This window comes from Clostridium beijerinckii, assembly GCF_036699995.1.
GTDB classification, from domain to species: Bacteria; Bacillota; Clostridia; order Clostridiales; family Clostridiaceae; genus Clostridium; species Clostridium helianthi.
The window spans coordinates 1,041,333-1,067,115 of sequence record NZ_CP144906.1 but is presented as its reverse complement, the minus strand read 5'-3'; the positions used below and the strand labels follow the sequence as shown (position 1 = coordinate 1,067,115).

Below are 25,783 nucleotides of genomic sequence, written 5' to 3'. Positions count from 1 at the left end.
TTATGACTACATGCCTTATTTTTCTATATTAATAATACCGTAAACAAATTTAAATGTAAACTTATACGTAATTATTTTGCAACTCACCCAACACCGCATTCATATACTAAAAACTGATTTTAAGTAATTAGAAATGGCTATAATACGTAAAAAAGTAAAGAGCTATGGATATAAAGTTTTCTCTATCCATAACTCTTAGTTATTTTATTTTTAAATTAATAACTATTTAATAGTGACAGGTTTTATATACCAAATCTCATCTGCATATTGCTTTATAGTTCTATCACTTGAAAATGTTCCTGAACTATATAGATTAGCAAAACATTTTTGAGCCCATTTCTTTTTATCCTTATAATCTTCAAACACTCTTTCTTGAGTCTGCTTAAACGAGTCAAAATCTGCAAGTACATAATACTGATCTCTCTCCTCTAACAGAGCATTATATAAATCTTCGAAATATCCAGTTCTTCCATCATCTAATGTACCATCGATTAAAGTATCAATCACTCTCTTAATACTTGGATTCTCTCTATAATACCATTTTGGATCATAGTCATGCTTAATTCTTTCAATATCCTCTACTCTAAGTCCAAATATATAGTTATTTTCCTCTCCGCTTTCTTGAACAATTTCTATATTAGCACCATCATAAGTTCCAAATGTTGGAGTAGCATTCAACATAAATTTCATATTTCCTGTTCCTGAAGCTTCTTTCCCAGCAGTTGAGATTTGTTTAGATAAATCTGAACCTGGGAATAGTTTTTGAGCATAAGACACCCTATAATTATGAACAAAAACAACTTTTATTTTCTTAGAAACTTCTGAGTCATTATCTATAAGTCTAGCTATTTCATTTATAAATTTTACAATCCCCTTAGCTCTTCTATATCCTGGGAATGCTTTAGCTCCAAATATAAATGTTGTTTTTGGCATGTCTAAATTTGGATTTTCTTTTATTCTGTAATATAAATCTAAAATATATAAAGCATTTAGTAATTGTCTCTTATACTCATGTAATCTCTTAATCTGAATATCAAAGAATGAATCTGGATCTATATTAATTCCCTCTTCTTGTTTAATATAATCTGCTAATTGAATTTTCTTCTTATACTTAATTTCCATAAGTCTCTCAAGTACTGCATCATCATCTTTAAATTTCTCTAGTCCCTTAAGAAGTTCTAAATTTTTAATCCATTCTTCGCTCCCTAACAAATCTGTAATAAGCTCAGATAATTCTGCATTACAGAGCCTAAGCCATCTTCTTGGTGTAATTCCATTAGTTTTGTTTTGAAATTTATTTGGGTATAAGTGATACCAGTGATTTAATTCATTCTTCTTTAAAATTTCTGTATGAAGTGCTGCAACACCATTTACAGCTCTCCCTACAAATATAGCTAAATTAGCCATTCTCATCTGATTATTTGCGACAATTCTGAAATTCCATATTGCACCTTCGTCATATCCCTTTTGTCTTAGCTCATTCATCAATGCTTCATCAACTTGGTATGCAATTTGAAGTATTCTTGGGAATAATCTTTCTATTAATCTTATATCCCACTTTTCTAGCGCCTCAGCAAGTATTGTATGATTTGTATATCCAAAAAATTCTTTAGCTATTGATAATGCTTCAGAAAATTCTACATACTCTTCATCAACTAATATTCTTATAAATTCAAGGATTGATATTGTTGGATGAGTATCATTTAATTGTGCTACATTGTATTTTACAAATTCAGAAAAGTCTGCTCCAAATTTAGCCTTATGTTTTTTTAGTATATCTTTCATAGATGCACTTGAGAAGAAATATTGCTGCCTAAGCCTTAATATCTTTCCTGCCTCTGCTGTATCATTTGGATATAATACTCTTGATATATCCTCCGCTTTATTTCTTGCTGATACAGCTTCAATATATTGTTGGTTATTGAACAAATTGAAGTCAAATTCTCTTAAAGCCTCACATTGCCACAATCTTAAAGTATTTATATTTTTAGTTCCATACCCAATTATCGGCACATCGTAAGGAACTGCTTTTACTGTCATATCTGAATATTTAATTATTTGAATTTCATCATCTTTTCTAACACTCCATGAATCCCCATACTTTAACCATGTATCTTCACATTCAGTTTGAAATCCATTTTCAATATTTTGTTTAAATAACCCATTACTGTACCTTATTCCATATCCAACTAAGGGCATGTTTAATGTCGCAGCTGATTCCACAAAACATGCTGCAAGTCTTCCAAGTCCACCATTACCAAGTCCTGCATCCTCTTCTATTTCTTCGATTCTATTTAAGTCTATATTTAACTCTTTTAAAACATCCTTAACTTCATCGTATAAACCTAAATTCATTAAATTATTGCCTAGAGCTCTTCCCATTAAATATTCTGCTGATAAATAATATGCCATTCTTCCTTTATTATAAGTTTCACTTGTTTCATTCCAATTATCAATTATTTCCTCCAAAATAGTTAATGAAAGCGCATTAAAAATTTCATAATCCTGAGCATCCTTCAACTTTACTGCATGTTTTACTTTTAAATATCTTTCTATACCATCTCTTATTCTTTGTTTATCCACACTTACTCACACCTTCCATAAATTCTAGTTAATCTATATATTTTATTTGCTAACTCATTAGTAAAAACACCGTCTTTTGCTCTCCATGTCCAATTTTCTCCAATAGTAGACGGTAAATTTATCCTAGTTTCATTTCCAAGATTTAAGAAGTCTTGCATAAGTGCAATAGATGTATCTGCAACACTGCTCCATATTCCTCTTATAAATCCCCAATTATACCCTTCTTTTTCTGTAAGATTCAAATATTCAACTGCATTCTCAACTTCATTCTTACTTCCTGTCGTTTGAATCCAACCTTTTATAGTATCATTATCATGAGTCCCTGTATATGCCACGCAATTTCTTTCATAATTATGTGGCAGATATGGATTTTCACAATCACCTGAAAAGGCAAATGCTAATACTTTCATACCTGGAAAACCAGTCTCTATTCTAAATTTTATAGTATCTTCAGTTAATAACCCTAAATCCTCAGCTATAATATCTATATCTCCAAGTTCTTTTCTTATTGCCTTAAATAATTTCATTTCTGGTCCCTTTACCCATTCTCCATTTACAGCTGTTCTCTCTCCATAAGGTATGGACCAATATGCCTCAAAGCCTCTGAAATGATCTATTCTTATTACATCATAAAGTTCTAAACTCTTCCTGATTCTATTTATCCACCATTTATAGTTTTCTTTCTCCAAATACTCCCAATTATAAATAGGATTTCCCCAAAGCTGCCCCGTTGAAGAAAATGCGTCAGGTGGGCAGCCTGAAATTTTTATTGGGGTTAATGTTTCTTCATCTACTAAAAATACTTTTGGATTACTCCACAAATCTGCGCTATCCTCTGCAACGTATATCGGTATATCACCTATAATTTTAATTCCTAATTTATTAACATAATTTTTCAAGTTTGTCCATTGTTTAAAAAATTCGTATTGGACAAATTTCCAGTATTGAATTTCATCTTTAAGTTCTTCTTTATATTTCTTTAAAACATCATTTTTCCTTAATTTAATATCATCATCCCATGTTTGAAAACTTTTTAGGTCAAACTTATTCTTTAAGGCCATAAATGTAGCATAGTCATCAAGCCACATATACTCTTCTTTTTCAAAATTCTTAAAATTCTCAGATTCTTTCTGCTTAAAATTTTCATATGCCAATTTTAATACTTTCAATTTTTCTTTAAATAACAATTCATAATTTATACACTCTGGATTATCACCAAAATTTATTTCATCATAATCGAACTTTCTTAGCAAATTTTCAGACTCTAAAATATCAAAATCAATAAAATAAGGATTTCCAGCAAATGCTGAAAATGACTGGTATGGTGAATCCCCATAACTAGTCTGTCCTAAGGGTAGTATCTGCCAAAAACTTTGACCCGCTTTCTTCAAAAAATCCGCAAATTCATATGCCTCTTTTCCAAATGTTCCGATTCCATATCTACCTGGCAAAGATGCAATATGCATTATGATTCCACTACCTCTTTTCATTCTCATTCCTCCACCCTCTAGGAATATAATAATAACTTAAATTATTATATATATTATTTCCCTTTTTAATATTCTTTAGATATCAATAACCATTACCTTAACAAATCTAAGCATGAATCTCTCTCAATTAACTTAGTTTCTAATAATATATGTTGGTTTTCTTTTTTTTCATTAATCTGAGATATCAATAAATTTATACTCATAGTTGCCATTAGCTTGTCCGGTTGTTTTACTGTTGTTATACTAGGATTATAATATTCACTTTCATCCATGCCATCAAATCCGATTATTGATATATCCGCAGGAACTTTTAACCCACTATCAAGAATTGCTTTAGCAGCACCTATAGCCATAATATCTGAAAGAGCAAAAAACGCAGTGATATCCTTTCTTATTTTCAATAATTCTAGTGTTTCCTTGTATGCACCTCTGCTTGAATACCCACCAACAATAATTAAATCATCATCAACTTTTATTTTATTTTTTTCTAATGCTTCCCTATATCCTTGCATTCTTAATATGCTTACGCCTATATCATCAGCTTCCCCTAAAATTAATGCTATTTTATTATGACCTTTTTCTATTAGATATGAGGTTGCATCATATGAACTTTTAACATTATCTATACCAACCGATGAATAATATTCCTTTCCTTGCTTTGAAACAGTATTGACAGAAGTTAGTACTATAGGAACATTTATTTCTTTAAAACAGTCATCTGTAATATCAACAAAATTACCACCTAAGCATATAATTCCTTGTAATTTCTTTTCTTTTATAAAAGATATTAAAGTTTCAACCTCTTGGTCATTCTTATAATCATTTTGATGCAATATCATTGTATATCCATTTTCATTTATTATATTTCCTATGACATTAATCATTTGAGAAAAAAATGGATTGAATACGCCTTTTACTAAAACCCCAATATTTTTTGTGTTTTGTTGTTTTAGTATTCTGGCACTATTATTAGGTATATAATTACTTTCCTTTATTACTTCCAAAATCTTTTGTCTTGTACTTTCTTTAACATCAGGATGATTATTTAATACTCTTGAAACAGTGCTGACTCCAACCTGTGCTAATTTTGCTATATCCTTTATATTCATATTTATCTCCTGCATCACTATTAAATTATAATAGTTCGGTATCTTTACCTTAATTTCCTGTTAATTCAAAAATTTTGATTAAATAGATATTTAAGCATACAATATTATATTCGTTTTATTCGTAATCATGTTTATATAACAATCCAGTTATTTAATTAACTTTAATAACATTTTAACAAACGCGGAATATTTATACAATAAATTCCTGAAATTATATTATATTTTCTTAATTTCCTATTTATGATTACATAATCACCTCCTTATTAACTACTTTTTGTAATTTATATACTTATAAACCAACAAATTTTTTATTTATTCTTACTTGTTTACATTTTTATGACTAAAAATAAAAAATCTCATCTGAAGATTACTTTTAACAATCCTCAGAAAAGATTTCTAGCTATATCTATTAAATTTTATTCTTTTGAATCCAAATAAAGAAGGCTATCTTAAATAATGCAGCATCATTAAATTTCCTTATATCGTATCCTGTGTATTTTTGTATCTTATCCAATCTATAAATTAACGTATTTCGGTGAACATACAATCCTTTTGAAGCTTCACTTAAATTTAAGTCTGATTTAAAGAAAACCTCTATAGTTTTTAACATATCTTCATCTAACTTTGAAAAACTTTCATTAAAGTTATTTAGTATTTTTTCCTTAATATCCTGATTTAAATTATCCATAACTTCTTCAAATAAAAGGCTGTTGCATCCAAATACCATTTGAGATACATTATACTTTTTAGCTAAATTAATTTTATACATATTTTCATTATACAACTTGTTCAATAATTCATAATCCCCAATATGACAATAGCTTATATAACACTTTTCGTAAAGCGAGAAGTATATTGTTTCACTTATACTAGATACATGCTCCTTTATATCTTCAAAAATTCCAATTAAAATGATCGTATCTTCAAATATAAGAATTGTTACATCATTATTATTATAAACATTTTTTAATGCCTCTAATGCCTCTGTTATTTTTTCTTTTAAATTTAAAGTAACTAAAAATGTTTCTTCTTTTATTGGTGGCATAACTTCCTTAATCTTTTCTTTAGATACACTCAAGCCTTGTAATAATTGGGAAATTATTTTTTCTTTCTTACTATAGCTATCTTTATACCTATCCTTTATACAAAACTCTAATATCATTATGAAATCCTTGCGATTTCCTTCTGTTTTTATTTTGAAACTTTTTGGTCCAATAAAAAATGTATCTTCAAGTATATTTTCGCTAAAAGAATTAGGATTAGCCTTAAATATAATTTCATCGTCCACATAAACTTCAAATGGTATTTCACAATTTTCATATATTTCTTCTAAATATCTCACTAATCCTTTCATTCCCTCACCCCAATTGTCACTAATTTAATACTAGCAAATTCTTAACTCTGTTTCTTTGTCAAAAACATGAATATTTTCATGTTCCACATATAATTTAATCTTGTCTTTAGGTTCTGCTTTAGTACTTCCATCAACTCTTGCAGTCATATTGTTGTTTCCTGATCTAAAGTAAATATAACTTTCAGCACCCATACGTTCAACAACTTCTACATCTCCAGTTAAAGTAGCTGCAGGGTTATTTTCAATTATTTGAGCATTATCATCTAAATGTTCAGGTCTTATACCAAATACTACTTCCTTATTAACATATCCTTTTTCTTTTAATACTTTAGCTTTTTCTTCTGGCAATAATATATTATTTTCATCAAATTTGCAATATAACTTTCCATCCTTTTCACTAACAATACCATTTATTAAATTCATTTGAGGACTTCCTATAAAGCTTGCAACAAATAAATTATTTGGCGTATTATATATGTTAAGAGGAGTATCAACTTGTTGTATTATACCGTCCTTCATTACAACAATTCTAGTTCCCATTGTCAAAGCTTCAACCTGATCATGAGTAACGTATATAAACGTTGTTCCTAAACTTTGATAAAGCTTTGATATTTCTGTTCTCATTTGAACTCTTAATTTTGCATCAAGATTTGATAAAGGTTCATCCATTAAGAATACCTTTGGTTCTCTAACAATAGCACGTCCTAATGCAACTCTTTGTCTTTGGCCTCCTGATAAAGCCTTTGGCTTTCTATCTAGTAAATGTTCAATATCTAATCTCTTTGCTGCTTCTCTAACTTTTTTATCTATTTCATCTTTAGGTGCTTTTCTTAATTTCAAAGCAAATGCCATGTTATCATACACTGTCATATGTGGATACAAAGCATAGTTTTGGAAAACCATTGCTATATCTCTTTCTTTTGGTTCTACATCATTAACTAATTTTCCACCTATATATAATTCACCTTTAGATATTTCTTCAAGCCCTGCAATCATTCTTAAAGTTGTAGATTTACCACAACCTGATGGCCCAACAAAAACTATAAATTCTTTATCTTCAATTTCTAGATTGAAATCTTTTACTGCAGTTACATCCCCTTCATAAATTTTATAAATATGTCTTAGTGACAAATCTGCCATATCTATTTCCTCCCTTTTCCGCCTTAATTATCTCAATTAATATTTTATTTAATGTTTTCTCTATATTCATTTTACTATATGTAATCCTTTATATTCTATATTGAGAATTTACAAAACTCTCTTGTCTTTTTTGTGAAATAATATAAAAGGATAATAAAAAAAGCATATACTAATCAAAACTAGATATATGCTTTGCTTATAATATTTTAATGTTTATATACAATACTTCGATTAAGCAGTAAGATTATGTTACAATCCCTTAAATAAAAGCTTATTTATAATATCCATTAAATGATTTAGGATATTTTTCTCTATCCCAAGTATAATTATTTTCAATTAAAGTACTATCTCCAACTAAAAAGTATTTATTCTTATCACTTGAATCATTGTTAGTAACATCTATATGATACCAATTGCCTTGAATTTTTACAGCATTCCATGAATGAGAAACATCCTTAATTTTCCCGACTACAATTCTATTTTCTATCCCAGCGTAGTTAAACATTCTATAAGCAGTCATTGCATACCCCTGGCATACAGCTAATGAGGTGGTCAATGCAGAATAAACACTTGTAGATTTTAGAGTATAATCATATTCGTATCTATTTATAATATACTCATTTATAGCCTGTACTTTTTCTAACTCTGACATATCCTTATTAATTAAAGAATTAGTAATTCTCTTTAATTCATTATCTACATAATTTTCCTGTTCCTTAGTTGTCAGATATTTTACATCTAAAGTTGTCTCGATACCATTTTCAGTCACCTTTGCTTTAGGCTTTATCTCTAGCCAAGATCTCTCTAAGTAATCATCTTTTGAATATGCATCCTTAATACAATTACTTATATTCTCTTCAAATTCTGACCTTCCCCCTGTATATAAAATAGTAAAATCAGTATCTCTATTTTCGAGATGATTATAAATATGATTTTCCATACTCTTCATATTATTAACTTCATCATATGCAAATGCCGTTACAGTTATAGCTTGTATAATAACAACTGCTATCATTATTGTTTTGAAAAACTTTTTCATAATTAATATGTTCCCCCATGTCATTTCAACACTTTCAATTTCATCATATGTAGACCAAACTCGCTTGCGACTCTGACGCTTGAGATTTTTTACTCAGCTGCCTTTTTTAAGCATATGTGAGAGAAATCTGCCAATCGAATATATTTTCCTTTTGAACGTAAATTTTAAATCAATCTTTTTCATAATTTATACTCACAAAAGGCACAATATTAGCAGATTATCTAATACCATGACTTTCTAGAGAGTAACAAATAAGTTATCATTACTTCTATTGTACTTACTTTATTCATTTTGTAAATATAAATTAATACTTTATTTATATTTTGTTTATAAATTGTTGACTTTTCCCTATTTTCCTTCCATTTATGCACAATTGACAATCTTTATTTATACATATATATTATAAGTTATATATATGCTAAGGGAGGTATACAAATCATGAACAAACCAATTATAGGCATAAATTCAAACAGAGTTATTAAACATGAAACTCAATATTCGCACTCAGTTGTAGAATCACTTGGCAATGATTATGTTGAATCCGTAATTAAAGCAGGCGGTGTTCCAATTATACTTCCTATTCTTTCTGATGAAGAATCCATTAGAAGACAAGTCGAACTACTTGACGGCATCGTTCTTTCTGGTGGAATAGATATAAATCCTTTATTATATAATGAAGAACCATCGCCTAAATTAGGTTATATTTACCCTGATAAAGATGAGTTTGATCTGGCACTTGTAAAAATAGCTTATGAACTTAATAAACCTATTTTAGCAATTTGTAGAGGACATCAAATTCTAAATGTAGCTTTTGGCGGCACATTATATCAAGATTTATCTGATATGAGTGGTTGTTATATAAAACATCATCAACAAACAAAAGATGGAGCGGCTAGCCATACCTTAGAAATTATTGAGGGATCAATTTTATATGGGATCTTGGGAAATACTGCTCTAATTAATTCCTTTCATCATCAAGCAATTAAGGATTTAGCTCCTGGTTTTAAAGTTACTGCTTACTCTAAAGATAAAGTGATTGAAGCTATTGAAAGTTGTGAGAAAAATTTTGTTGTCGGTGTGCAATTTCATCCTGAAATTATGACTGCTTATAATGATAAGAATATGCTTAAACTTTTTGAAGCTTTCATAAACGCTTCATCTAAAAATAATTCATTAAATCATAAGAAATAATTTAAAATCCCTAAATTCAAGTTGCCTTATGCAATTAAATCTTTGTATACTTGCCTTTCATAAGATTTACCTTAGGGATTCTAAATTATCTAAAATATAAATTTCTACAATATAATAAGAATGTTCCTATATTATACTATAAATATGGAGTTGCAATTTATCGCATATTTTGAAACATTTTTAGCACATTAAGTATTCCATATCCCCACACTGGATTTGGATATAAATCCCCACTTCTTTGAACCGCCCCTCTTTGAATATATGTCTTTATTGTTTGAGAATATATATTAGGATCATTTCCTTCTACAATTCCCCATTGAAATAACATAGCGCAAGTTCCTGCTAGTATAGCCGCTGATACGCTTGTTCCATTAACAATTGCCGTTTGATTATTAGGTGCTACAGTTAATGCATTTATTCCTCCTGCTGCCACATCAATTCTATTAAGATAGTCCTCTAAAAATGCTATTCCAGAATAATCTAGAACATTATTATTTAGCTGATTATACGCTGCAGCAGTAATTGTGTATTCTGAACTTGCTGGACTACTTATAGTCCCATAAGGATCTGAAGAAATAAACCTAGTTCCCCCGACACTAACACCTTCTTGGGGTATCCATGCATTAAATCTGCCATTTAGAATTGACTGCCCAGTCAGGGTAAATCTCCAAATTCCTTCTGTTATATTTAACAATCTTACTCTCATTAACTGATCACCTGTATATTCTTCTGGAACATAGTAATTCACTACCATTGCTGTAGTTTCAAATACAAATGAATAAGTTTCTATAGCCGTTATCTCTGCATTTATAGTTCCAGTACTCTCTCCTGATGGTGATGTTATATTTAATGTCATTATATTAGGTGATTCAATCCAGATATCAACTATTATATTCTTTTGCTCCGGAGATATATATAGCTGTATTGTTCTAGATTCATTAACCTGAGATATTGTGCCTGATGTATGAGTTCCACTTGCGCCTTGGTTTCCTGAACCATTTATTATTGCAATTCCACTACTTTGAGACATTAGATCCATATATTGCTCTAAAAAACCATTTCCTTTATGACTTCCTAGATTACTTTCTAATGGCATATATATTACCAAGGGTTTATTATTTTCTAGTGAATATCGGTTTAAAAATTCTAATGCTGAAAAAACAGATAACATGCTGTATATAGGTATTTGTATATTATACCGACTTTTATAAGCAATATTTTCAAGAAGCTTTACCACAACAAAATCGCATTCTGGAACCATCCCCTTCAAATTAGGATTTTTTCCAACCGCTCCAATTATCCCTGCCATATTTGTTCCATGACCTATTTCATCTTTAGTTGGAACTATGTCATAAGGAGACTGTCCAGCCCTAAAAGCATCTATTGCTTGCTGTATTGTACTTCTATTGTAGACACTTCCGAAAGGAACCCCATTCTCTCCAGTTTGCTGCCCAGAATTTATAGTTTGATCCCAAATATATTCTATTTTAGTTTGACCATTTTCTCTTATAAATTCATTATTTAAATAGTCAATACCCGAATCCATAATCGCTACATTTACTCCTCTCCCTGTAAGTCTTAATGGCAGTTCTAATTGCAAAAAATTAGCTTGGGATGCTTCAATTGGAGAAACTTCTTCCAGCGTAAATATATCTGAAAAAGCTCTATATATTACAGTAGAAAAAACTGGAACCGCTGTACCTGTATCAAGCTCTACAGGTGCAGATAATATAGCATATTGATTATCAATTATAGTTGCATAGTACCCTGGCTGTTTTGAAACTTCCTCTTCAATGTTACCTTCGTATTGAACTATATAATGATAATAATTTACATCAGAAAAAATATTTATTGGAGCTCTAAAATCTTCCTTCATATAAATTTTCCATCTCCTGCCTTTGGAATTCTTATAAATAATTTATTTATATAATACTCATCAAACTCATAATCTTCATTTGTATATTTTTTATTAGTAATATTCATTCTAAATCTTTGGTTACTATTCCTATACAAACCACTAATTATATTGAAAACACCTAGTAAATCAAAATCACCATATCCTGTTTCTCTACTGGGATATCTGTTAGCTGAATTTCTGTTAGCACCATACATTATGTATGTTCTAATTTTTTTAGTATACATAGTAGGATCATTACGGTCTACAATCCCCCATTGTAATAAAAGCGCACATGCTCCAGTCACTACTGCTGTAGCAGCTGAACTGCCTGAAAATGTTGTTACTCCTCCTCCAACTTTTGTTGTTAATATATTTACACCTATAGTTGAAATATCTGGATTAATCAATCCATTAGTATTAAATCCTTTTCCAGAAGCCGCAATTAATGCATTATTATTTCCATAATAAGAGACTGTAATAACATTAACAGCTGTTGATGGTATTGTTAGAGTAGTAAATGGATCCGATTCAAGAAATATTGTATTTTCTGGTAAAGTACTCTTAGGAGGTAACCATATGTCATACCTACCATTTGTTATATATTCGCCTATCAAATTGAAAGTCCATGTTCCTGGTTTTATATTACTAAATGTAAGACTTATTACTTGATGTCCTGTAAAATGTTCTGGTGAATAGAATCTTACTATCATATCTGTATTTAAAAAAACAAATCTTACTGGTTGAATCTTATTTATTTTAGATTGTATAACTGCTGAAGCTTCTCCTGTCGGAGAAATCACATTTATTGATGCGATATCCGGTCTTCGTATCCATATGTAAATCGGAAGGTATTTTATTTCTCTTGGGATTCTTAATTCTATTACTTTTGTATCCCCTACATTCCTGATATACCCTGATACATGACCTTGAGAATCCCCCTCATTTCCTACTCCATTTACTACACACAATCCTCTACTATTTCCAATGGATGTTATATATCTTGAAATCAAGTTGTTACCATCATGGCTACCTTCGGTACTTCCAACACCTAGGTAAATAACCATTGGCTGCTTACGTTCTAATGCAATTCTTCTCAAATATTCTACTCCAGCTACAATTTCAGATGCATTATATACTGGAGTATACGCAATTCCATTTTCTTGCAATTGCCTTTTGAAATTAGTAGATTCAAAAAGCTTAACAATAACAAAATCACTTGCATTTGCAATTCCTTGAAACTCAGTATTATATCCTCTTGCTCCTATAATCCCAGCAACTTTTGTTCCATGTCCAACTTCATCTCTGGATGGAACTATTTGATACGGATCTCCATTATTTCTTTTAGCTGCAATAGCACTATTAATTTGATCATTTGAATAAATTTCTCCTATATATACAGAGTCACTAGTATTACTTTGAATAGATTGATCCCATATACTTATTATTCTTGATGTATCGTCTTCTCTTATAAACTCATCGTTTAAATAATCTATACCTGTATCAACTATCCCTATTAGCACTCCTCTACCATTCAAATCCAGAAACGGATTTATTTTTATGTTGTTTATATTATCTACAGATGATGGTGAAATATCTTGTAAAACATACATTGTTCTAAAATCATAAAACACAATTGCTGGAACATCATTTAGGAGCCTATCAAGATCATTATTTCGTACAGATATCACTCCGATAGTACCTGTAATTATATCCCCACAAGCATAAGATACTTTATCTATTTGTTCTTTAAAATTTCCTCTATACTCAATCAAATAATTTACCGAATCGGGATCATAATATAAATTACAGTCACGTAAATCAGACATATCTAACTCCTAATATTACTTGCATTAATATTATATATATTTTTATATTGTTTATTTGATGATTGAAATTATTTGTTCATCTCTAAATTAATAACTGTAATATTCCTTAAATATTTAAATTAAATTTTTCATCCTCTTATAATTTCTAATAAAATGATCAAAAAAAGCAATAAACATCATAATGCTTATTGCTAAAAATACTTTTAATTATATATAATTCTAAAAACTTAATCTAAGCCTTTATATTCAAACCAGTCAACATCCACATAAATACCGTTTCCCAATAAGTCCTGACAGCTAACTCCTATCATTGCCCCTGTAAAACCATTTCCATTAACATGTTCATCTGATAAAATCCTCATGTCAAGGCTATAATCTAATTCAAAATATTTCTCTCCATCTATAGAATATGAGAATCTAAGTTTATCTCTATTTACACAGGCTTTTATGTAAAACCTAGAATTATCTTCAGGAAGCGAAATACATGGTGTCTCTATAACTTCCCTATTATTTAATGTTGTAATTGAAATGCTTAGTCCTAATAATTCATCTCTACTTATTTTACAATAATGATAATTGTCATAATTATAGTAGCATACTAAGCCTGCCATATGATGATGACTTTCTGGATTGAACTCTAAACATACTTTACATTCATATGAAAAATTTTGCTGTCTTCTTGCAATAAAGCTTTGATTAAATTTAGATGATAAAGAATTTCCACCTCTTATTCTTAAATACCCCTTTCGCTCAGTTAGACTCATATTAGAGCTTTTAAAAGATTTTCTTAATGTTAGAAAATCTAAAGTGACTTCCTCTCTATCAAAATCTTCTCTTATAATTTCAAGCTTTTTCTCTATCCTTCTTAAACTAGTCCTAAAATTACTCATTGGTAAGTTTCCATTACTTCCATCAATCTTAAACCAGCCCTCATCTGTATATTTAATATTTTGAATAGCAGTTTCTCTTCCTAAAATACTATACCCATCAACTGGCCTAGAGCATAAATGGGCCATGTACCAATTACCGTTATAATCCTGAACAAGTTGTCCATGCCCTGCTCTTTGAATTGAATATTCAACATCTGTTTTTGATGTAAGCATAGGATTATTAGGATCTATTTCATAAGCTCCTGTTAATTTCTTAGATCTAGCAATAGTTACACAATGTCCAAACTCAGTCCCCCCCTCTGCAACTGTTAAATAGTAATAACCATTATATTTAATTATGTTAGGCCCTTCTGTAGTTCCTATTTCGCTTCCATTAAATATTTTATGAATTGGACCAATCAACTTTTCTTTTTCACTATCATATTCCTGGAGTACAATTCCACTAAATCTTACCTTATCTATCCTATGGTCAACCGTCATGTTAACAAGCCATTTTCTGCCGTCTTCATCATGAAATAGAGATGGATCAAAACCTGAACAATTTAAAAATACAGGTTTACTCCAAGGACCCTTAATATCCGTTGATATTACCATAAAATTGTGAGTATCTTTAAATCTTGACCTATTAGTATAAACAATTGTATATATTAAATAAAATATACCATTACTATAGGTAAGGTTTGGTGCCCAAATTCCACATGCTGAATCAATGCCAGTTAAATCAAGAGCTTTCTCATCCGATAACGCATTAGAAATAAGATTCCAATGTTCAAGATCTCTTGAATGATAAATACTCACTCCTGGAAACCATTCAAATGTTGATGTTGCAATATAGAAATCTTCATTAACTCTAAGAATAGATGGATCCGGATTAAACCCCTTGATTACCGGATTATTAACTATATTCATTTTTTCTTCCTTCTTTCTATCTACTTTCCACTAACTCTTTGCCTATACTCTGTAGGTGATACGCCCGCATTTCTTTTAAATAATACACTAAAATACTGAGAATTTACGTATCCTATCTCCTCAGATATTTCATATGTTTTCATATCCGTAGTCATCAATAAATACTTTGCCCTCTCAATCCTTATCTTTATAATGTAATCTGAAATATTAATGCCTTTTTCTTTCTTAAACATTGCACTAATATATGTGGGCGTTAGATGCACGTCTTTTGATATACTATCTAAACTTATATCTTTTTCCCAATAGTGTTTTTTAATGTATTCTACTATTTGTTCCACTGTTTTTTTATTGGCAGACCTAGAAACACTATCATTGCTGCTTACAATCACAGTCCTTTTATCTCTATCAAAATATTGATTCATTTGATATAAAGACATTATATAATTTGCTTCATCGTATGATTTGCTTATACCTTCCAATCCGTTATATATACTACCAACTGAGGCTTTCAAATTACATTGCCACTCTTTTTCTTTCTGTTTTAGTAGGTTTTCTAATATTTTGATAAATTTATCAAATAAATCAGCTGCTTCTTTGGGAAGGTTAGATATAATAAATAATTTTTGCTCCGTTTTACAGAAATAAAAATCTATTTCTAAGTCTAAAATTCTAATTTCTCTTTCTAAAAGATTATATCCTTCGGCAATACTTCTGATATGCTTACTTTGAATTAAGTTTCTGTTTGAAATACATATAACAAAAAAATTATCATATAAAAATTCTATATTGCTATTAAGAAGATTCTGGTATATTTCCTCAGACTTTTCATCATAAAATAATAAATCTCTTAATATTTTATTTTCCAATAATATTTCACTTTGCTTTACTCGTTCAGCTTGGTTTAGTGAAGCAGTATATTCATTTCCAGCCTTCAAAACAGCCTCTAATATTTTCTCATTCTCTTCATATTTCATAACATATTGACACACTTTATAATTCAATGCTTTTTTAGCATACTCAAACTCATCGAATGCAGTTAATAATACCACTTTTATCTTAGGATACAACTCATAGATATGCTGAATCAACTCCATCCCATCCATAAAAGGCATCTTAATATCTGATAATATAACCTCTGGCATACATGTTCCTATCTTCTCCAAACACTCTTTTCCATTTGCTGCCGTCCCAACTATTTTGACATTATTTAATTCCCAATCTATATTTTTTTGAATCCCCTCTCTTATAATCTCTTCATCTTCAACAATAAAAAGTCTACACATATTTTTCGTCTCCTTTTTGTTCTGCTTCTATAGGGATTTCTATAATAACCTGTGTAAATTCATTTTTTATGCTAAAAAAGTTCATTGTTGCTTTACTTCCAAAATACAATTTCAAACGATTATTTACATTTCTTAACCCAAAACTTTTTAATTGCTGATCATTTCTGTTATTAATTGATATAATTAAATTATCTAATTCCTGTTCACTCATTCCTAATCCGTCATCATATATTTCAAATATCATTTTATCCTCTTTCTTATTTCCAGATAAAATGATTGTACCAAGACCTTCTTTTCCCTTAATCCCATGATATATAGCATTTTCAATAATAGGTTGAAGAGTAAGAATTAACATTTTTTCATTCATAATTTCTTCACTAATATCAATATAAAATTCAAATTCTTTATCATATCTCATTTGTTGAATTTTAAGATAATTTCTAATGTGTTCAATCTCTTCACTTACATAAATGATATCTCTTCCCCCACTAAGACCTATCATATAAAATTTAGATAAAGCAGCGCACATTTCACTTGCCTTATCATTTCTACCCATATCAATTAAGTGCTTAATTGAACCAAGAGTGTTATATAGAAAATGAGGTTTGATTTGTGACTGCATTATCAGAAGTTCTAATTTTGACTTTTGTTTTTCTTCTTGCATTACTTTTCTTAAAAGTTCAAGAACTGATTCTTTAAATCTCTCTAAGCCTTTTGATAATGTCCCCAACTCATTTTCTGTATCTATCTCAAACTTAACATTTATATTTCCAAATTCAAATTCCTTAACCTTATTTGAAAGAATCTCTATCGGCTTTGATACTCCTCTAGCTAATAGAGTGGAAATAGACAATAAAACAATTGATAATATTCCTATAAATGCTATTAAAATTACTTTCAAGTTATTTGCTTCACTTACTAAGTCTTTTTTAGGAACAACACCAATTACCTTCCATAAATTATCTTCAGAACTACTATATATTGATACTTTCTCGTTTCCTATTTTCGTATCATTAATACTGCCTTTTTCAATATCACTTTTAATTCTATCTATATCATTATCTTCTATATTAAATGTTTTTATTGTACTATTAACAATTGCTTTCCCATCTGGACTCATAACTATCACATATCCATTTGGGCTAATATTAACCTTATCTAACAATTCCTTAAAATACTCTGCCTTAAGATTATAAATCAATATTGCTTTATTTTTTGAATCCTCAGTACCAAATTTTTTTACAATAGAGATAATATTTCTTGATGATTTTGAAGAAAAAACCTTATCCTCATGACTTTCAATCCATCCATATCCAGTTTCTGAGTAAATATCTCTATTAAACCATTCATTAAAATCTATGCCTATATTAACTGGCGTATCTCCTTTGTACATGCTGACTTCTACTCCAGTATTTGTTACAAAATATATAGAATCAATCATGTCATTAATACTGTAGTAAACAGATTCCATTTGATTATAGCAATCTAATATATCCATATATTTTCTTGATTTATCTTCCTCAGTATAGCGATTCATGAATAGGTTTCCAACTGATACACTATCGCTTTCTGCTACCATTTGTGAAAATGGTATATTTATTTTCTCATTTACGGAGATGGCTGTTTGATTTACTGAATTTTCAAGTAAAAAAGATGAATTCTTTTCAATTTGTTTTATTTGAAAAAGGTATGAAAAAATTCCAATTAATATGGCTGATATTAAAATGACTGGAATATATATTAAGTTTAGCTGTTGCTTAATTGGCCTTCTCCACAAATTTTCAAACAATCTTCGCATACCTAATTTCTCCTTGAAAATGATATTTATATTTATCTAAAATTTTGTTAATGCAATTTCTGATTATCGTGAGTCATCTCTATACACAAATGTTACCCAAAACTTTTATATAAATTTATATTTTTAATATTATAATCTGTCATTTCTTTACTGAATTATCGCAATCTCTTTTTGCCTTTTCAAGCAAAGCTGCCCACTGATCAAGCATATCTTTTACCTTCATTTGTTTAGACATCACTTTTTGAATTGCTGAGTCCATTTGAGATTCTATGCTGGAATAATTTGCTAAATAGTATGGTGTATCAGTAAATCTAACTTCCTTAGACTTTTGCAAATCAACACCTATAGACATATATTGAGTATCTTTAAAAAAGCTATTTTCAGTGGCCTCTATATTTGCCGGAATTTCACCATATAACTTACAATACTCAGTATTTATATCTTTATCTAAATATAATTTCATTACTTTCCATACTGCCTCTTTATTATCTGATTTAGATGACATTGATAGTCCTAAAGGCATTAACTTTGGATGAACTATATATCCTTTAGATGAAGCTGGGAATTTTGCTGCTTCAAATTTCGAAGTGTCATTATCAAATGCAGACATCATAGATTTCCCAGATCCCAAATTATGAATAACTATACCTGCTTTACTTGACTGGAATGAATTTGCCAATTCCGTCCAGCTCTTCGTCAAATCATCTTGTGCTGTAAATTTGTTATAGCATCCAAGATATTTCTCTGCAAATTCTAAATTCTTAGGATTATTAATTGTTGCTTTGCCGTCTTCTGTAAAATAATTGGTTATGCCAGAATACGAATACATAAGCATTTCTAAAGTATTAGCACTTCCTGCCCCTCCACGAATAGCTAGGCCATATCTATTTTTATTTTTGTCAGTTAACTTTTCAACGGTATTAAAAAATTCATCCCAATTAGTCGGTACATTTAATCCTTCCTCTTTAAGCCAATCTGATCTTACCCATAGGTTCCAAGTTTGTGAACTATATGGAAGTGCAAAAAGACCTCTACCTGATGGATCATATGATTTTGTAGCTTTAATCAAATCCTCATTAATCTTATCTTTATCTTCCCATTTATCAAAATAACTAGTTAAATCTTCATAGTAACCATTTGTTAATAGTGAAGATCTAAAATCATTGGTTATATCAGGTGCTTTTCCTGATGCAATTGCAACATCTACTTTTTGTCTATACGCTGATAAGTCACCTGGTATCCCAAGAAAATCTAACTGTATATCTGGATATGTTTCACTAACCTTTTTCTGAAATTCCTTAAAAAAGACTTCTCTTTCCGGTGTTACAGATGCCGCCCAGAAAGTTACTACTGTTTTCTTTCTTAAACCTTCCCGTGAAATATCTTGCGACGTTGATTTATTACCCCCTGATAAAATTAAGGTCGTAATGATAATTAATATTAGAACAATTGGTAAGAATTTTTTCATACGATTGACCTCCAAATTACCAAATATTTATTCCAGTATAACTCGATACTTATTCAAATAAACAAATATTTCTCATAAATACATATTTATAATACACTGATTAGGCTAGCGAAACAATATTCTAATACTATTTAAAAATAGTATTTATAATAATAAATTTTGTTCATTTAATCTTTTTTCTATAAATAAATTATTCTTATTCATAAATCAATTCTTTTTCCAATTCAGCTGCATTTCTTTCTCTTAACTCTTTAGAAATTCTTGCATAAGTTTCTTTATCTAAGTTATAGAATCTCATACAAACAATTGATATACTATATAAACATATAGGAATGATTGCTGTTGCAATAAGAATACCATGAAGAGCTGTTTGTGTTTGAGCTTGCTTTGCAACATATCCACTCATGGATAAAACTATACCTGGGATCATTCCACCAAGAGCATTACCACATTTAAAGAAAAAACATACAAGTGAATATATCATTCCACCTAAACGTTTATTTGTTTTCCATTCGCCATATTCAATAGTTTCAGGAATTAATGCCCACATAAATGCACTAATCATACCATTTCCAACTGAAGCAATTCCACGTGAAATAAATATTGTAACAAGCCAATTACTTGGTGATAAAAATAATCCAAGCATTCCAATAATATCAGTAGCTATTGATAATGTCATAAGTTGCTTTTTAGTTAATTTTCTACTTAGCCAAGGTATAAACGGAATAATTAATAATGCTGGAAAAGTGCCGACCGCTGAATACCATTTAACAAGCTCTGGTTTACCTACATAATAAGTTATATAATAGATTCCAGTTGCACTTACAACAGATTTTACTCCATATATAACAAAGAAAAATACGCTTAAAACTACTAATGGACTATTAACTTTAAATTGCTCAAAGATATCACTAAATTTTATTTTGGTATGTGATGCAGGGACTTGTACTCTTTCTTCAACAGACTTAAAACAGATTAGTAATAAAATTCCTCCAATAATAGCTATTATAGCCATAGTCAATTGCCAACTTTGTCCAATGCTCATTGTTTTTGAGAATTGGCCTGCTAATAATGGCACACAAAATGCGACAACAACTTGTCCTATGTTTGCTAAAAATGTTCTATAAGTAGTTATGCTAACAGATTCATGTTGATCTCTGGTCATTGCTGAAGTTAAAGCTCCATATGGAACATTAACAAAGGTGTAACAAACAGATAGAGCAATGTATGTTGCATAAGCATATATCATTTTTCCACCTTCACTTAGCTGTGGTGTGCTAAAACATAATATAGCTAAGATTGCGAAAGGTACTGCACCATATAATAGAAACGGTCTAAACTTACCATATTTAGTATTTGTCTTATCGATAATCATTCCTACAAGTGGGTCAGAAACAGCATCCAAAATACGAACTATAAAAAACATAAATGCCGCTGCACTTGATGTTAATCCAAAAACATCAGTATAAAAGAACAGTAAATAACTAGATATGCTCGCATATACAAGATTGCATGCAAAATCTCCAAAACCATATCCGATTTTTTCTCTTGTAGAAATACTTATATCTATCTTTTTAGTTTGATTCATAAAATTACCTCCTAGTATTTTAGATGTAACCTACAATTCCTGTAATGAAAATCAGTTTTCCTCTACTCTCCTTACAAAATATATTTAAACTAGTATTTCATATAATTTGTATATCGGTTACATTTCAATTATCTGTTATTTAGCAACAATAATAAATAAACTATTTCCTGTTTATTGTTTGTTATTTTATGTTCTTCTAATCTTTACCGAGTGAATTAAAATTTAATTAACATTACCTTCCATATGAATTTACATTAATTTTAAAAAATAAAAACTTCTCTAAAATCTCATTTGATTTTTAGCAAAGTTTCTTTTAAATATTTTATTTCTACTTTGAAACTACAGGTTCAAAAAGTTTAATTCATTGAATTTTCCCTTAAACCATACGATAGTACAAGCCAGATATTATCATAAAAATCATTATATTGTTTATAACCTATATAAAAACCTTAATTCAATGAACAACATGAGAGTCTATTTCTAAACTCTAGCTTTTTAGCTATCAAGATTATACATATTATAAAAAATCAACATCATTAAATATCTTCATGTAAATTAATACAAAAAAAATAGCCGTCGGAAGAATATCGGAAGAAATTAACCTTCCATTCTCTCAACTGCCTATTTTACATATGCGAGATAAGCCATAAGCCGAGTTCTGTATTAAGCAATCATCTATCTAGGCCTACTGTTGCCAGTAAGCTCAAGCGACGCACCCAGAGGCGGGACGGGCAGCCCCTTTAATTGCCTCTCTATTCGGTCTTGCTCCAAGTGGGGTTTACATAGCCGTGAAGTCTCCATCACGCTGGTGAGCTCTTACCATCACCTTTCCACCCTTACCTAAGTAAAACTTAGGCGGTATATCTCTGTTGCACTTTCCTTCAAGTCGCCTTGACTGGACGTTATCCAGCACCCTGCCCTATGGAGCTCGGACTTTCCTCTCCTAGATCAAGTCTAGCAGCGATTGCACGTCTCACTCGCAAAATCTATATTAACATATATCTTTTTAATATGCAAATATATTTTTTATACAACATTTCTAAATTATAGTTATATTAAAAAAAATATTATTATTAATAGTAGTATTACTATTATTCCATATAAACTTACGCCACAGAATAGCAGCGTTAATAATATAAGTCCACCAACAATTAATTTAGGATAAAGTAAAAATAAAAGAGGATTCTTGCTAGGAAAAAATGGTGGAAATCTACCATTCCATCCACCATATTTACTTCTTCTGCTTCCTCCCCTAAAAAAATTTCGTATTGTTTTTCTACTATGTTTAAAGAAATTTTTCAAGTCATCTTTTAAATCTTCACTATTTTTATTATTAAAATCATGATCTTTCCCCATAATTCACCACACAATTATTATTACAATATTAGTATATGCACCTATTCATTTTTTTAGTAAACTCTTTTTCAATTAATTATATGCATTAGAACTCAACATTTAAATAATTTAGTGCAGTTATAGCCTAATATAAAGTTTTACTAAATATTAATTTATTAAACAAACTCATAAGGATCTTCACTTTTTTTTGAAGCAATGAACTCTACATCTTTAAATTTTTCCCTTAAAAAATCCAATGTTTTTAAAAATACAAGGTATTCTGTTGAGAAATGTCCTGCATCTATTATGCTTATACCTAATTCTTTGAAATCTGATGCAAAATGATATGTTGTATCCCCTGTTATTATACAGTCTGCACCAAGATCTTTTGCTTTATAAAAGAAATCTTGCCCACTTCCATTAATTATAGCTATTGTCCTTACTTTATTTTTTCCCCTGACAATCCTCATATTTTTTATATTTAAATTTTTTTTAATAATTTCTATAAGATCATTTAACATTATTTCTTCGTCTAATTTAACTAGTCTTCCAATTCCACCATCTTTATAATTATTAGATTCATTAGGTTCAATAATTTCTTGTGACTCAAATCCTAACATTCTAACTATAGTTTCATTAATCCCGCCTTTAGCACTATCTAAATTGGTATGGCAAGAGTATAAAGCTATATCCTCTTTAATTAGATTTATCAACTTGTTCCCCAATAAATCTCCTTTAACTATATTCTTAGGTCTTTTAAATAGCAATGGGTGATGAGTTATTATTAGCTCACATCTTAACTCCACTGCCTCCTCAATTACTTCATTTGTGCAATCTAAAGATAATAAAACCTTGTTTATAGTCTTATCTTCATCTCCAACCATTAGACCAACATTATCATAAGATTCCATTAAAAACTTTGGTGCAAATCTTTCTATTTCTCTTCCTATATCTTTTACTTGGACCATAATCTCACCGCCTAAAAACTTTTTAATAGTTTCTTTAACTTCTCATTTTTTTCTATTAACTCATTTCTTCTTGAAATTGCATGTTCAGTATTATCTTTAATAAAATCCATTACTTTTTCATTCTTTTCAATTTTACTTTCTATATATAATTTAAATAGTGGTAATTTTTTATTTAATATAAATGGGCTTATTTCATAAAATATATTATCTAATTTTATATAATCACCTTTTTTATACTTAACTTTAAATATCTCATAATACTTGTCTTCATCCAAGCAAATGTCCTCTTCTAATATTTCATAATCATTAGTATATAAATATTCTCTTAATACTTCTGGGTTTTGTGCTGGTTGAAGCAATAAATATTCTAATTTTTTTACCTTATCTAAATCATTTTCTAATATATCCCTAATTAAATTACCACCCATTCCTGCAATTATTACAGCTTGAGCTTCTTTATTTTTTAATACAGCTAGACCACTACCTAATCTTAAATCTACCTTATCTAATACTCCATCAAGTGCTGCATTAATTTTAGCTTTTTTGAGTGGATCTTTATTAATATCTGATGCTATAACTTTTTTAGCTATATCGTGTTTAACTAAATATATTGGTATATATCCATGGTCTGTTCCAACATCCATTATTACTTCTACTTTATTAATTTTTTCTATAATCCATTTTAGTCTTTTACTTAATTCCATATTTACCTCTTTTTGTCTTACTTATAAATTTAACTCACATTTAAAAAGAAGCACCTAATTTTAGGTGCTTTTAGCTACTAATCTAGATAATCTTTTAATTTCTTGCTTCTTGACGGATGTCTTAATTTTCTTAAAGCTTTTGCTTCAATTTGTCTAATTCTTTCTCTAGTAACATTGAACTCTTTCCCTACTTCTTCAAGTGTTCTAGCTCTTCCATCATCAAGTCCAAATCTTAATCTTAATACTTTTTCTTCTCTAGGAGTTAATGTATCTAAAACATTTATTAATTGCTCCTTAAGCATTGTAAATGCTGCTGCTTCAGCTGGTGCTGGCGCTTCATCATCTGGGATAAAGTCTCCTAAATGAGAATCTTCTTCTTCACCTATTGGAGTTTCTAACGAAACTGGTTCTTGTGCAATTTTTTGAATTTCGCGAACCTTATCTACTGGAAGTTCCATAACCTTAGAGATTTCTTCTGGGAATGGATCTCTACCTAATTCTTGGAGCAATTGTCTTTGTACTCTAATAAGCTTATTTATAGTTTCTACCATATGAACAGGTATTCTTATTGTTCTAGCTTGATCTGCTATTGCTCTTGTTATTGCTTGCCTAATCCACCATGTAGCATAAGTCGAAAATTTATATCCTTTTCTGTAATCAAATTTTTCAACAGCTTTGATAAGACCTAAATTTCCTTCTTGAATTAAATCCAAGAATAACATACCTCTTCCAACATATCTTTTAGCTATACTTACAACTAATCTTAAATTTGCTTCAGCTAATTTTTTCTTAGCCTTTTGGTTTCCTTCTTCAATTTCTTTCGCATAAGTTATTTCCTGTTCAGAAGACAATAAAGGCACTTTTCCAATTTCTTTTAAATACATTCGAACTGGATCATCTATAGCTATACCTTCTGGGACCGATAAATCAATTTCTTCTTCCGTTTCTGTATCAGCAATTTCACCTATTATTTCAACACCTGTCATTTCCAAAACTTCATATATCTTTTCTATTTGCTCTGGGCTTAAATCAATATGATCCATAGCTTCCATAATTTCTTTATATGTTAGCGAACCATTCTTTTTACCCTTGTCAATTAATTCCTTTACAGCCGCCATTTTAGCATTTTTATCTTTTTTATCGTCTTTTGGCTTTGTTACTTTTCCATTCGCTTTTTGTTCCATTTTATTATTGCCTCCTTCCGTCATAAC

The 25,783-nt window shown here is 29.6% G+C and carries 18 protein-coding genes and 1 other RNA gene; 1 reads left to right on the top strand and 18 read right to left on the bottom strand.

Translation table 11 applies throughout. The annotated features are described in order from the left end of the window. Positions 1-222: 222 nt before the first annotated feature. The 6 genes from PZA12_RS05045 to PZA12_RS05020 all read right to left on the bottom strand — a co-directional run bounded on the left by PZA12_RS05045 (position 223) and on the right by PZA12_RS05020 (position 8,715). The gene (locus tag PZA12_RS05045) at positions 223-2,583 is read right to left on the bottom strand and encodes a glycogen/starch/alpha-glucan phosphorylase (protein WP_103699256.1); all 2,361 of its coding nucleotides are present in this window, start codon (positions 2,581-2,583) and stop codon (positions 223-225) included. Between the two features lie 2 nt (positions 2,584-2,585). Beyond that, a complete protein-coding gene (malQ, locus tag PZA12_RS05040) occupies positions 2,586-4,073 on the bottom strand; it encodes a 4-alpha-glucanotransferase (protein WP_103699255.1) in 1,488 nt (495 codons plus the stop codon). Positions 4,074-4,165: 92 nt separating this feature from the next. After that, positions 4,166-5,182, bottom strand: coding sequence for a LacI family DNA-binding transcriptional regulator (locus tag PZA12_RS05035; protein ID WP_103699254.1), 1,017 nt, complete (start codon positions 5,180-5,182; stop codon positions 4,166-4,168). Between the two features lie 409 nt (positions 5,183-5,591). Further along, the gene (locus PZA12_RS05030; RefSeq protein ID WP_077838112.1) at positions 5,592-6,536 is read right to left on the bottom strand and encodes a PucR family transcriptional regulator; all 945 of its coding nucleotides are present in this window, start codon (positions 6,534-6,536) and stop codon (positions 5,592-5,594) included. A gap of 30 nt (positions 6,537-6,566) precedes the next feature. Continuing rightward, positions 6,567-7,676: an ABC transporter ATP-binding protein gene (locus PZA12_RS05025; protein ID WP_077838111.1), complete on the bottom strand. Its 1,110-nt coding sequence runs from the start codon at positions 7,674-7,676 to the stop codon at positions 6,567-6,569. A gap of 271 nt (positions 7,677-7,947) precedes the next feature. Beyond that, a complete protein-coding gene (locus PZA12_RS05020) occupies positions 7,948-8,715 on the bottom strand; it encodes a transglutaminase domain-containing protein (protein ID WP_103698484.1) in 768 nt (255 codons plus the stop codon). A gap of 438 nt (positions 8,716-9,153) precedes the next feature. Here PZA12_RS05020 and PZA12_RS05015 point away from each other — a divergent pair, with 438 nt between their 5' ends. Then, positions 9,154-9,906, top strand: coding sequence for a gamma-glutamyl-gamma-aminobutyrate hydrolase family protein (locus PZA12_RS05015; protein WP_103698485.1), 753 nt, complete (start codon positions 9,154-9,156; stop codon positions 9,904-9,906). 157 nt (positions 9,907-10,063) lie between these two features. Here PZA12_RS05015 and PZA12_RS05010 read toward each other — a convergent pair whose 3' ends face one another. From PZA12_RS05010 to rpoD, 12 genes are all read right to left on the bottom strand, one after another. After that, positions 10,064-11,782 (bottom strand): S8 family peptidase, encoded by a 1,719-nt coding sequence (locus PZA12_RS05010; RefSeq protein ID WP_103698486.1) that lies wholly within the window; start codon positions 11,780-11,782, stop codon positions 10,064-10,066. Further along, positions 11,779-13,629, bottom strand: a complete 1,851-nt coding sequence (locus PZA12_RS05005) for a S8 family peptidase (protein ID WP_103698487.1) — start codon at positions 13,627-13,629, stop codon at positions 11,779-11,781. The genes PZA12_RS05010 and PZA12_RS05005 overlap by 4 nt, the downstream gene beginning before the upstream one ends. Positions 13,630-13,856: 227 nt before the next feature. Then, the gene (locus PZA12_RS05000) at positions 13,857-15,428 is read right to left on the bottom strand and encodes a glycoside hydrolase family 43 protein (RefSeq protein WP_103698488.1); all 1,572 of its coding nucleotides are present in this window, start codon (positions 15,426-15,428) and stop codon (positions 13,857-13,859) included. A 20-nt stretch (positions 15,429-15,448) separates the two neighbouring features. Beyond that, positions 15,449-16,711 carry a response regulator gene (locus PZA12_RS04995; RefSeq protein ID WP_103698489.1) on the bottom strand — a complete coding sequence of 421 codons (1,263 nt, stop codon included), beginning with the start codon at positions 16,709-16,711 and terminating at the stop codon, positions 15,449-15,451. Then, positions 16,704-18,509 (bottom strand): sensor histidine kinase, encoded by a 1,806-nt coding sequence (locus PZA12_RS04990; protein ID WP_103698490.1) that lies wholly within the window; start codon positions 18,507-18,509, stop codon positions 16,704-16,706. Before PZA12_RS04990 ends, PZA12_RS04995 begins: the two co-directional genes overlap by 8 nt. Before the next feature lie 139 nt (positions 18,510-18,648). Continuing rightward, positions 18,649-19,977, bottom strand: a complete 1,329-nt coding sequence (locus PZA12_RS04985) for an ABC transporter substrate-binding protein (RefSeq protein ID WP_103698491.1) — start codon at positions 19,975-19,977, stop codon at positions 18,649-18,651. 196 nt (positions 19,978-20,173) lie between these two features. Continuing rightward, positions 20,174-21,565: an MFS transporter gene (locus PZA12_RS04980; RefSeq protein ID WP_103698492.1), complete on the bottom strand. Its 1,392-nt coding sequence runs from the start codon at positions 21,563-21,565 to the stop codon at positions 20,174-20,176. 631 nt (positions 21,566-22,196) lie between these two features. Next, positions 22,197-22,545: RNase P RNA component class A (gene rnpB / locus PZA12_RS04975), an RNA gene on the bottom strand. A 70-nt stretch (positions 22,546-22,615) separates the two neighbouring features. Next, positions 22,616-22,921: a hypothetical protein gene (locus tag PZA12_RS04970; protein WP_103698493.1), complete on the bottom strand. Its 306-nt coding sequence runs from the start codon at positions 22,919-22,921 to the stop codon at positions 22,616-22,618. A gap of 155 nt (positions 22,922-23,076) precedes the next feature. Beyond that, positions 23,077-23,868 (bottom strand): Nif3-like dinuclear metal center hexameric protein, encoded by a 792-nt coding sequence (locus PZA12_RS04965; RefSeq protein WP_103698494.1) that lies wholly within the window; start codon positions 23,866-23,868, stop codon positions 23,077-23,079. An 11-nt stretch (positions 23,869-23,879) separates the two neighbouring features. Then, entirely contained in the window at positions 23,880-24,572 is a 693-nt protein-coding gene (locus PZA12_RS04960; RefSeq protein WP_103698495.1) for a tRNA (adenine(22)-N(1))-methyltransferase, read from the bottom strand. A gap of 77 nt (positions 24,573-24,649) precedes the next feature. Beyond that, on the bottom strand, positions 24,650-25,780 hold the full coding sequence (rpoD, locus tag PZA12_RS04955) for an RNA polymerase sigma factor RpoD (RefSeq protein ID WP_011968196.1): 1,131 nt from the start codon (positions 25,778-25,780) through the stop codon (positions 24,650-24,652). Between the last annotated feature and the right edge of the window lie 3 nt (positions 25,781-25,783).